Here is a 10,248-nt window from a genome sequence, read left to right on the forward strand (position 1 = left end):
TCTTTGGCTGCCGCATCAAATTCACAGCCGGCCGTCGCCGCGCGCGGTGCCGGGATATAGGCCGGCGTGCTGTTGACGATATCACCCAGCACGCTGCCCCGTTTGCGGTAGGCCGGGGTGGCGCCTTCCGCCTCCTGGCTGCGGTCGCCGCGCAGATAGCTGATCTGCTGACTATCCATCCGGTTCTGCAGCCAGTTCTGGTTGGGCTGGAAATCCTGACCACTGCCTGCATGCCAGCTGAAGATGCGCCGCGTATCGGGGGCGGTGGCCTCCAGCATGGCCTGTGCGCTCCACTTTGGCACGGCGGCCGGGCCGGCAAGGCTCATCTCCCGCGCCAGCAAATCACCGCTCCAGTTGCTGGGGTTGTAGGAGGGCCAGAATGCCGTCGAACTGCCGCTCGGCGGCAAGGCCGGCAGGGTCACGCTGGGGCGTGCCAGGGTCTGCTGACTGTTGGCGGCGACATTCTTGAGCGCCGCATCCAGTGCCTTGACCATGGCTTCCGGGTTATTGGCCTGGGCAAAGTTGCTGGGCACACCTGACGGATAGGCGGCAATACTGCGCCCGCTGTCGCGCCATTCAGAATCCAGATCGGGCAGGCCGTTATCATTGCCGTCAACAAACCCGCCCCATTTGCCAGCCAGATAAAGGGCATTGCTTGTCTGATTTTTCGGGTTGTTATTCTCAACGGTGTCTACCGTAAAGGCTTGTACGGTTTGCTTGCCTGCAAGATCGGGGCGGATATCGCTGGCATTCGCCCAGTAGGCCAGCGCCGCGATATAAGACGGCGAGCCACGATAGCCCGTTGTGCCCATATTGATACCACCCGTGGTGCCGGCATTGATCTTCTGCAGCCAGGTCTGAACATTCACTTCGCTGTCTTGCGGCAAGGGCGCGGCCGATGCGGTCGACCCTGGCAATTCTGCATCAAAGTGGGTATTGGTATCGCCGATATAAATAACGAAGTTTTTCTGGCATACATTAATGATCGGGTCTGTCCAGTTACTAATCACCGGGAAAGAATCCTTCATGGCCGGATTACGGACTAACCCTTCGGTGTAATCCTCAGGCAAAGCCTTGTTACGCAGATAAAGCTGACCGGTGTAAAAAAGCTCTGCGGCAGGATCCCACTCTTTATAACCGGAAGCATCGCCAAACTTGTTGATAAAATTGATATTCCCGCTATTGGGCACCAGGCTGGCCAAAGCATCGTCTGGATTGGGATTTTCATTAAGGCGGCCGGAAGCAGGATCCCAGTCCTGTAGCGGATTTTGCATGCGCACCCGTACCGCACCACCATTGCGGAACGTCGACTCATTGAGATAACTGACCACACCAAAGCGCATTTTGGCCGCATTGCGCTGGATAAGCCCTTCCGGCTTGTAAATCTTATTATTTTTATCATAAGCGACGCAATTCGGCTCCAAGCCTGCATCTTTATCACATACTTTAACGACCACATTATATTGATCCAATACAGGACCAGAAATATTAGCAGTCTCCCTAATTGACATCTTAAAACCATAGCTTTCGATACTGATCAAGTCTTTGCTATAAGGCGTCAGTTCATTCACCCGGACCTTAAGAACGCGCCGCTCGGCCCGAAAACCAAAGTTAATGCTATTACCGGTCACGCGGGCACGGCGTAACCAGGTATCCTTTTTCTGATCCCCATTGCTATACCAGTCCTTCATGTCAGCCACGGTCACGCCTGAGCCGAGCGCCCGGTTGCCCCCCGTCAGGAATGAGCGGAATATATCGAGGGCGCTCATTGTGGCCCAGTTAAGGAAATTACCGCTCCATTTGCCACCGGCACAGGTATGCAGCGTTGCATTCGCAACCGGGCCAGCAGGCATGAAGTAGGCAAGATTGTCGTCCTTGCCTGTGCTGATATAGCTGTAACATTTATCCGGGTCGAAATAGCCGAGATAACGCCTAGCCAGATCGGCATCCGAGTTCAGCTCATTCTTGTCAACGTAAGCCGCGCCGGCAGTCGGGGTTTCTATCGACAAAGCCCATAGCACATTGGGCATCACCATTTCCGCCATGGAAGGCGGAAACTGTGAAATAGCATAGGGCGTAATATTCCCTGCCCCGGCCTGAATGGCAGTATGCAGCAGGAGCCATGCGACAATCAGTCGGATGCGGTTTTTCATGGCAAATACCCTCTATTGGAATGTCGCTTCCAGCGTCTGCATCGCGGCCAGCCCCGACAGGCGGGTGGGACCGAAAGCACGCAGCGTGGCGCGGTACTGGTAAACATTGCTACTGTCCGGATTGCTACTCACGCTGCCATCCAGCGGACTACCCGCGCCCAGCAGTGACGGCTCGCGGATCCGGACCTTCTCGACAAAGTAGCGCGGCGCGCCCTGCGTTGCGGATTCCACGCTAGGCGGGACCCAGGCGGACGGACTGCTCGCCCAGCCGCTATTCGATGCCGAGGCCATGACCGCATCAAAATCACTGATCCGGCTGGCCAGATAGCTCTTCTCATTATTTTCTAGGCAGGTGCCTGTTACCTTCGGCACAAATTGATCCTTAAAATCATCACAGGCATCCAGATCCGAACGGGCAATCTTGTCCAGCTCTTGGTTCTGGATCTGGCGCAGCGTCGTTTCGGCGATCACAAAAGCCATGGAGCTGTCGCGCCAGGCGCGCGCACTGCGCTCTGAAATCACCACCATATAGCCGGAACTCACCGCCAGCAGCGTCATACTTACCAGCAGCACCAGCAGGACAAAAAGGATGACCCCCCGCTCCCGCACGGGCGCTTTAACGGGCACAACTGTTTCGCAACACATAGCTCGCTCCATAGATACGCCGCAAATAGCGACCATTGAATCCACCGCCGTAATTCAAGTCATTTGCCCTCAAGACCAATACGCCGGACAGCTCCTGCCCCAGTAGGGGAAATGAATTCGTGCTGTTCTGGATATTCCCGCTTTGCGGGTTGGTACTGCGCATCAGCAGCCCGACCCTTAATGCCACCATCGGCAATGCCACCGGCGCTTCCCCGCTTCTTTTGGCAAACAGGAATTGATTAGGAATACAGCCGCGACCTCCGTCCTCACCACTCCCGCCACCATTCATGGCATACCCCACCATCACACGCATGGCCTCCACGTTTTCGGCAATCACGGCATGCACCGTGGTCTTGCTGCCTATGGTGGACTTGCAGACCAAGCGGCGCACGCCATTGCTTTCTTCGACCATGAATTCATTGATGACCATACCGTCGCCCGCATTGACAATGGTGCCGCTGCAATCGCGCATGGTGTTGTCCGAAGCCACTCTTGAATTTTCCACGTTGTAACTGAAGGTAACCTTGTCACTCCAACTGTGATCGGTGCGCTCGGCCCCCAGCGCAGCCGAAGCATTGACCTTGCCCGGAATAAAGGCAGTCTGGCGCGTGATCCGGCCTATTTCGTTCAACGCAAAACGGGCGGAATCGGCCATTTGCGCACCTTGGTCCAGATTACGCGTTGTCGTGTTTGAGCGTATGAACAGGGCCGACAGGAACAGGGTAATAATCAGGCCCAGCGCCATCGCCACCAGCAATTCGATCAGGCTCAGCCCCTGCTGTATTCTGGATCGCGTTTTCATGGCTTGAACCGGGTCTGATATTGAAATTGTTCGGGCAGCGCATTGCGCTGGCTGCGTATTTTCCAGGAAAGAGTTACCAGATAGTGGGAGCCGAGGGAGGCCCCATAACTGGGATCGCTGCTGTCCTTACGCTCTATTTTAAGTTTGCCGCCAGGCAAGCCACCCAAGGCAACATCGCCCACTTTCTGGCAAAGCTGGTACTGGTCCAGTTTTCTGGCATTGTTTATCTTGGTGTCATCGGTACTGCCGGAGCAGAGCGTACCGCTGCCATTGACCGTACAAGGCAGGGGCATGCTGGCAATGCTGCTGCACTCAATGCTGTAATCGGGCAAAACCGCGGAGGTGCCTTGGTCCGGCCAATAGGAGTTGATGCGGATGCGCTCGGTCACTTCCTCCGACAGCATGGCAGCCTGGGTGCGCCAGTAACTGTTGCCACCATTCTTGAGATTGCTCAGCAGCAGGCCGGCAATGCCCAGCATGCCCAACATGCTGATCACCAGGGCAACCAGCACCTCGATCAAGCTTAAACCCCGCTCTGTCATCACGCGGCCCTCCGCTTTAGCTGATCGTGACCTGCCCGTTACGAGCAATGGTCAAGGTTCGAGGATCGGCTTGGCAATTCTGGCAACTGACCGATATCGTCTGGGCCAGAGCGCCTCCATTGGGCGCGAAACTCAGCTGGGGATTGTCCACGCCCAGAGCGATGCGGGATTGGTCCAGCGTGCTTTCCAGCAGGATGCTGGCCGTAGCGGGGCGCTTATTCAAAACCCCGCCCACATACACGATCCAGCCGTTTTTCCAGTCGACCTTGCTGCTGCTGCATGCCCCCTGCGTACTGCGTGCGCAGACCGTCACGGTCTGCTGCAGGCTCTGGGCCTGGGCACGCGCCTGCCACAGTCCGGCCGCCAGCTCGCGCCCGACCGAGCGCACCTTGGCATCATCGGAAAAACGCTGCATGGAGGGCATGCCGATCGCCAGCAAAATGCCGAGGATCACGGTGGTGATGACCATCTCGATCAGGGAGAAGCCTGATGTGGTACGCCGGTAGTATTGATAGCGCATGATTGCACCTGTTAATTACATGTAAATATATATCTACATGTACTAATCATAGGCAATTTTAATTTATTTGTAGTTGACTTTCATCGAGCCATACGCATCATTTCTGCAACACATTCATGCAGGCATGAAATATCAGGGCCGAAACTGTGCTAGCATCGCGCCTCTTCCGCAGGAGAGAGGCCGGCATGGCCCGCCGAAGGCGCAAACTCCCATGATCGCTCAGGCAAACAGACTGCGGATTCATTGATACGCCGATTGGAGAGCGGTCGCGCAAGCGGCCCACCGAAGGGGCATACGGCATTGCCGCAAACTCTCAGGTAAAAAGGACAAGGGGAGAGGCAAGCGTGCAAGCCTGGGGCTTGCCGCTCAAGAGGAGTCTCTATCCATGACAAAAATATCAACCGGCGAATTTCGCCATTCCTTTGTGTTGCCAGCCTCTGCTCTTAGGGGGTGCACATGCTGACGCTAATCTACCTGATTGCCATCACCGCCGAGGCCATGACCGGTGCGCTGGCGGCAGGCCGCCGCAATATGGATATATTCGGCGTCGCCGTTATCGCCTTCCTGACTGCGCTGGGCGGCGGCACCGTGCGCGATATCGTGCTGGGACGCTTTCCCATCGGCTGGACGCAACACCCCGAATACATCTATCTGGTGCTGTTTGCCGGCATGGCCGCCATTCCGCTGGCGCGCACCATACACCGCCTGTCACCTGTATTCCTGTTTCTGGACGCACTGGGGCTGGTTGCCTTTACCCTGATAGGCTGCAGTGTGGCACTGGAAATGGGCTATGTGGAGCCTGTCATCATTATGGCCGGCATGATTACCGGCATTGCCGGCGGCGTGATCCGCGATGTGCTGTGCAACCGGGTGCCGGTGGTCTTCCGCCAGGAACTGTACGCCAGCGTGTCGTTTATCGTGGCACTGGCTTATCTGCTGATGAGCAAGATCGGCATTCCGGAAAACATCATCATGATCAGCGGCTTCGTCGTGGGCGTGACGCTACGCATGATGGCGCTGCGCTGGCATTTGAGCCTGCCAGTATTTTCCTGGGAAGCCAAATAAACACCCGGCCTGCTCTTGCAGCCACGCCAGATTGCCTCCACACTCAAAAAGGTCAGGGCATCTAGCCCTGCGGCCAATAGAGGGAACTTATAATGGATATTTTGACACCAGCTTTCCTGGCACTGGCCATTGCCCTAGTGCTGTTTTTCACCCTGCCGCGCAAAGCCGCGCCCAAGCTGATTCCCATCCGCATCCGCGAACGCGAGCAGCCACGCCGCCGTCACTTGCGCTAAGCGCATCGCCAGACACGGTAATAACGCGACCTTGAGTCGCGCTACTATGATGGCCAGCGTAAATCCAACAGCCCAGCAGGCTACGCTTGCTGGGCTGCTTCCTATTTGGCACTAAGGATTATCATGACTACCAGCGCCCTCTTCGGTCTTGGGTTCGATACCGCGGCTCCACGCTGCAGCATCGAACCGCGGAGGCGGTGATCGCGCCTCAGATTTCCCAGTCTTCCTTTTCCCTGCCCTGCGCGCCCGGATTGAGCTGCTCACGCAGACTGCGTAGTTTTTCCGGCTCGCCACGCACTCGGAACCAGCTGCCTTCTTCCTCAGCACGCTCTTCCAACACTTGGCAGTGGCTATAGATCTCACCACGCAGTTGTTGTGCCGACCACGGCAGCAGCAACTCTTCTTCCACCAGATCCTGCTGGAAGAAGGAGACGATGAGCGCATGCAGGCTGGCGACTTCCTCCGGTCGACGCGCACTCATCACCACGCAACCCGGATAGCGCTGTAGCAGTTCGGCAGTCCAGGCAGCCTGCTCGGCTTCATCACCGACATGGTCGATCTTGTTGAACACGCGAATGCGCGGCACTTCGTCGGCGCCGATTTCCTGCAGCACTTCGTCGGTCACTTCCAGCTGCCGCAAGAAGCCGGGATCACTGGCATCAATCACATGCAGCAACAACGCCGCATCCAGCGCTTCTTCCAGCGTCGACTTGAAAGAGGCCACCAGGCCGTGAGGCAGGTTCTTGATGAAGCCGACAGTATCGCTAACCAGCACACGTGGCACACTTTCCGGATAAAGGGCACGTACCGTAGTATCCAGCGTGGCGAACAGCTTATTGGCCACCAGCACCTCGCTACCGGTCAGCGCCCGCATCAGCGTGGACTTGCCCGCATTGGTATAACCCACCAGCGACACCCCGCCCAGCCCCAGACTCTGACGCTCCAGACGGCGAGCACGCTGGGTCTTGCGCTCCAGTTCCATGGCGATGATTTCGCGCTGCAGTTCGGCGATGCGGTCACGCACCTTGCGACGGTCCAGTTCGGTATGCGATTCACCCGCACCACGACCACCCATGCCGCTACGCTGCCGACCCTGCGGACCGGCCAGCTTGGCCGCTTCGCGCAAGCGCGGAGCCATATAGCCTAGGCGGGCGATTTCTACCTGCGCGCGTGCCGCGCGTGAGCGGGCATTGCGATGAAAAATTTCCAGAATGACCATGGTGCGGTCCATCACCGGGCAATCAACGGCCAGTTCCAGATTACGCGCCTGCGACGGGGAGATTTCGTGGTCCACCAGCAAAACGTCGAACTCGACGTTAGCGGGTTCCAGCACTTGCGATCCAGCTTCCAGTTCGTCATTGCGGACACCGCGATTAACGAACATATTGATTTCTTCCAGCTTGCCCACACCCAGATAAGCCGTGCGGTCGAAGCTGCTGCGCTTTTGCACAAAGGTATGCACCACTTGAAAACCCAGCGTCTTGGCCAATTCGCTCAGTTCGGCGAGCGACGCCTCGAACTCGGTATCACTGACATCCGGCAACTGGACTGATGCCACTAGGGCGTAGCGGGGCTTCTCTTTGACTTCTGTTTGCATGTGCAGATTGCTTTAACTTGATGACGAGCCCAGATAGTACCCACAAATGGCACCTTCCGTTGGCCGAATGCGTGGCAGGCCATCGTTAGCCATGAAGGGCTGCGATAGAACCCGACCTCGACTTGCTGCGCCCAGCGCATAGCCTGGTCTTTTCCAGCAGCCTGTCGGACTTCGCTTTTTTGAGTTCTTTATATTAAATGCTTGGAGGACAATCTCAAAAAATCGCCATGGCTTGCTGAAAACGCACTGTTTTGCTGAAGAATTAGTCAAAGAATAATGCGTCAATCACGGCATAGGGAAAGCACGACAGACTCGCTAGCGCGAGCACGCCAACTTGCCCTCACGCTGTGCTTGTGCCAAAAATAGCAAGTGAAGCACCTGCTTCATCCCGTGTAACAGGAGTGCAGCGATGAAACACCAGCCCCCGTCGACACCCATACCCGGCTTTGCCGGCCTTAATTTTTCGCGCCAGGGAAAAGCCAAATTCTCGCCACCTCGCATCAGCCCCTTGCCGGTACGCCACCGCATCGGGCGCCACACCTGAAGCATGAAACAAGCCGGCATTGCCGGCTTTTTTGATCCTGCCTAGAACTCGCGCTGCGGCACCAATACCGTACGATTTCCGTTGCTTTCCATATTGCTGACGATACCGGCCTGCTCCATCTCCTCGATCAGGCGCGCCGCGCGGTTGTAGCCTATGCGCAACTGGCGCTGCACCGACGAGATCGAAGCCTTGCGCGTGCGCAGCACAATCTCGACCGCCTCGTCGTACAGAGGATCGGTTTCGCTGGCACGCTGGGCAGAAGCGCCGGCGGCCTGCGATTCTTCATCCGCCACCGCTTCGCCTGTCAAAATACCGTCGATATAGTCCGGCTCGCCGTATTGTTTGAGGTGCTCGACAATGGCGTGCACCTCGTCATCGGTGACAAAAGCACCATGCACCCGCTGCGGATAACCGGTGCCCGGCGGCAAGAACAGCATATCGCCCTGCCCCAGCAGGCTCTCGGCGCCCATCTGGTCGAGGATGGTGCGGCTGTCTATCTTGCTCGACACCTGAAACGCGATACGGGTCGGGATATTCGCCTTGATCAGGCCGGTAATCACATCCACCGACGGGCGCTGGGTAGCCAGAATCAGGTGGATACCGGCAGCACGTGCCTTTTGCGCCAGACGCGCAATCAGCTCTTCGATCTTCTTGCCGGCCACCATCATCAGGTCGGCGAACTCGTCCACCACCACCACGATAAAGGGCAGATGCTCCAGCGGCTCGGGATCGTCCGGGGTCACCGTAAACGGATTGGTCAGGCGCTTGCCGCGCATTTCGGCCTCGCGCACCTTCTGGTTGTAACCGGCGAGGTTGCGCACCCCCAGTGCACTCATCAGCCGGTAACGCTTATCCATCTCGCCCACGCACCAGTTCAGCGCATTAGCCGCCAGCTTCATATCGGTCACCACCGGCGCCAACAGGTGCGGGATGTCGTTGTACACCGACAGTTCCAGCATCTTGGGATCGATCATGATGAAGCGCACTTCCTCCGGCGTCGCCTTGTACAGCATGGACACGATCATGGCGTTAACGCCAACCGATTTGCCCGAGCCGGTCGTCCCTGCCACCAGCAAATGCGGTGCCTTGGCCAGATCCATCACCACCGGTGCGCCGGTAATATCCTGTCCCAGACACAGGGTCAGCTTGGAGCGCGAGTCCTGAAACACCTCGGCCGACAGGATTTCGGACAGCCGTATCATCTGCCGTGTCGGGTTGGGCAATTCCAGCCCCATGCAGGTCTTGCCGGGTATGGTTTCCACCACCCGGATCGAGGCCAGTCCCAGTGCGCGCGACAGATCCTTCATCAGGTTGACCACCTGATTGCCGCGCACCCCGACCGCAGGCTCGACTTCATAACGGGTAATCACCGGGCCGGCGTAGGCATCAACCACCGCCACCTTGACCTTGAATTCGGCCAGACGCTCCTCGATCACGATGCCGCGCTCGATCAGCATTTCTTCGTTACAGACCGTGCTCTTGATCTCGGCCGGCTGCAGCAGATCCAGCGCCGGCAAGGGAATGGCGTGATAGGCCGGCACGCGCAGCGCAGCGGGCGGGGCAGCCTGAACTGCGGCAACTGTTAGTGCTGCAGGCGGAAGTGGAGGCGGAAGTGGAGCCGGCACCGGCGGCGCCACATCGTCCAGCACCTGCCACACCAGCGCAGGAGCGACAGGGGGTGCATCAGGCACGGCTGCGGCAGGTGCTTCATCTTCTGCTTCATCTTCCAGCAAGTGCCACACCACATCGGCCTGAGCCGGGATCAAGCCTGACGCAACAGGCGCAGGCGTCACTGCAGCGGCCAGCGTTGGCTGCGGCACGTCCTCAACAAGAGGCGCAGGCGAAACATGACTAGGCAAAGGCGGTACCTCGCCAAGGATGGCGGGTGATGCTGGCTCAGGCTCAGGCACAAAAGCTGCAGCAGGCACACTCACCACCGCAGCCGCAGGCAGTACGCTCGCGAGTGCGGGCGGCATGGCCTCCTGGCTAGAAACAGACAACTCGGCCGCCACCACCGCCTGCACCGGTACAACTGGCGCAGGCGGTGGCGGGCGGCGCTGTACCACCTCGGCCGCGGGGCGAAATGGTGCATAAACCATATTGCCGGATAAAGCAGAGGCGGCTGCGGTGGCATGAGCCTGGGGATG

Annotated in this window: 9 protein-coding genes, 1 pseudogene and 2 riboswitches; of the genes and pseudogenes, 3 read left to right on the top strand and 7 right to left on the bottom strand. The window is 58.0% G+C overall.

The annotated features are described in order from the left end of the window. The 5 genes and pseudogenes from ACRC1E_RS06495 to ACRC1E_RS06515 form a co-directional block, all read right to left on the bottom strand. Positions 1-1,769 (bottom strand): annotated as a pseudogene (locus ACRC1E_RS06495) (hypothetical protein); the annotation flags it as partial. A 396-nt stretch (positions 1,770-2,165) separates the two neighbouring features. Continuing rightward, positions 2,166-2,798, bottom strand: coding sequence for a PilX N-terminal domain-containing pilus assembly protein (locus ACRC1E_RS06500; protein WP_438514298.1), 633 nt, complete (start codon positions 2,796-2,798; stop codon positions 2,166-2,168). Next, on the bottom strand, positions 2,770-3,600 hold the full coding sequence (locus ACRC1E_RS06505) for a PilW family protein (RefSeq protein ID WP_438514299.1): 831 nt from the start codon (positions 3,598-3,600) through the stop codon (positions 2,770-2,772). Before ACRC1E_RS06505 ends, ACRC1E_RS06500 begins: the two co-directional genes overlap by 29 nt. After that, positions 3,597-4,142, bottom strand: coding sequence for a type IV pilus modification PilV family protein (locus tag ACRC1E_RS06510; protein WP_438514306.1), 546 nt, complete (start codon positions 4,140-4,142; stop codon positions 3,597-3,599). The genes ACRC1E_RS06505 and ACRC1E_RS06510 overlap by 4 nt, the downstream gene beginning before the upstream one ends. Positions 4,143-4,158: 16 nt before the next feature. Further along, positions 4,159-4,662 (bottom strand): GspH/FimT family pseudopilin, encoded by a 504-nt coding sequence (locus tag ACRC1E_RS06515; protein ID WP_438514300.1) that lies wholly within the window; start codon positions 4,660-4,662, stop codon positions 4,159-4,161. Positions 4,663-4,821: 159 nt separating this feature from the next. Then, a riboswitch (glycine riboswitch) is annotated at positions 4,822-4,907 on the top strand. A 1-nt stretch (position 4,908) separates the two neighbouring features. Continuing rightward, positions 4,909-5,001, top strand: a riboswitch (glycine riboswitch). Positions 5,002-5,118: 117 nt separating this feature from the next. Between ACRC1E_RS06515 and ACRC1E_RS06520 the strand changes: the two genes are divergently transcribed. Together ACRC1E_RS06520 and ACRC1E_RS06525 are read left to right on the top strand one after the other, a co-directional pair. Then, positions 5,119-5,727: a trimeric intracellular cation channel family protein gene (locus ACRC1E_RS06520; protein WP_438514301.1), complete on the top strand. Its 609-nt coding sequence runs from the start codon at positions 5,119-5,121 to the stop codon at positions 5,725-5,727. 92 nt (positions 5,728-5,819) lie between these two features. Next, positions 5,820-5,960: a hypothetical protein gene (locus tag ACRC1E_RS06525; RefSeq protein ID WP_438514302.1), complete on the top strand. Its 141-nt coding sequence runs from the start codon at positions 5,820-5,822 to the stop codon at positions 5,958-5,960. Between the two features lie 208 nt (positions 5,961-6,168). Here ACRC1E_RS06525 and hflX read toward each other — a convergent pair whose 3' ends face one another. Beyond that, complete coding sequence (gene hflX, locus ACRC1E_RS06530; RefSeq protein ID WP_438514303.1) at positions 6,169-7,557, bottom strand: GTPase HflX; 1,389 nt, start codon at positions 7,555-7,557, stop codon at positions 6,169-6,171. 409 nt (positions 7,558-7,966) lie between these two features. Here hflX and ACRC1E_RS06535 point away from each other — a divergent pair, with 409 nt between their 5' ends. Next, a complete protein-coding gene (locus ACRC1E_RS06535; protein WP_438514304.1) occupies positions 7,967-8,101 on the top strand; it encodes a hypothetical protein in 135 nt (44 codons plus the stop codon). Positions 8,102-8,142: 41 nt separating this feature from the next. Here the strand turns inward: ACRC1E_RS06535 and ACRC1E_RS06540 are convergent. Then, positions 8,143-10,248 (bottom strand): DNA translocase FtsK (locus ACRC1E_RS06540; RefSeq protein ID WP_438514305.1); only part of this gene is annotated, 2,106 nt, incomplete at its 5' end.

Origin of the sequence: Craterilacuibacter sp., assembly GCF_051659485.1 — a bacterium.
GTDB lineage: Bacteria > Pseudomonadota > Gammaproteobacteria > Burkholderiales > Chromobacteriaceae > Craterilacuibacter.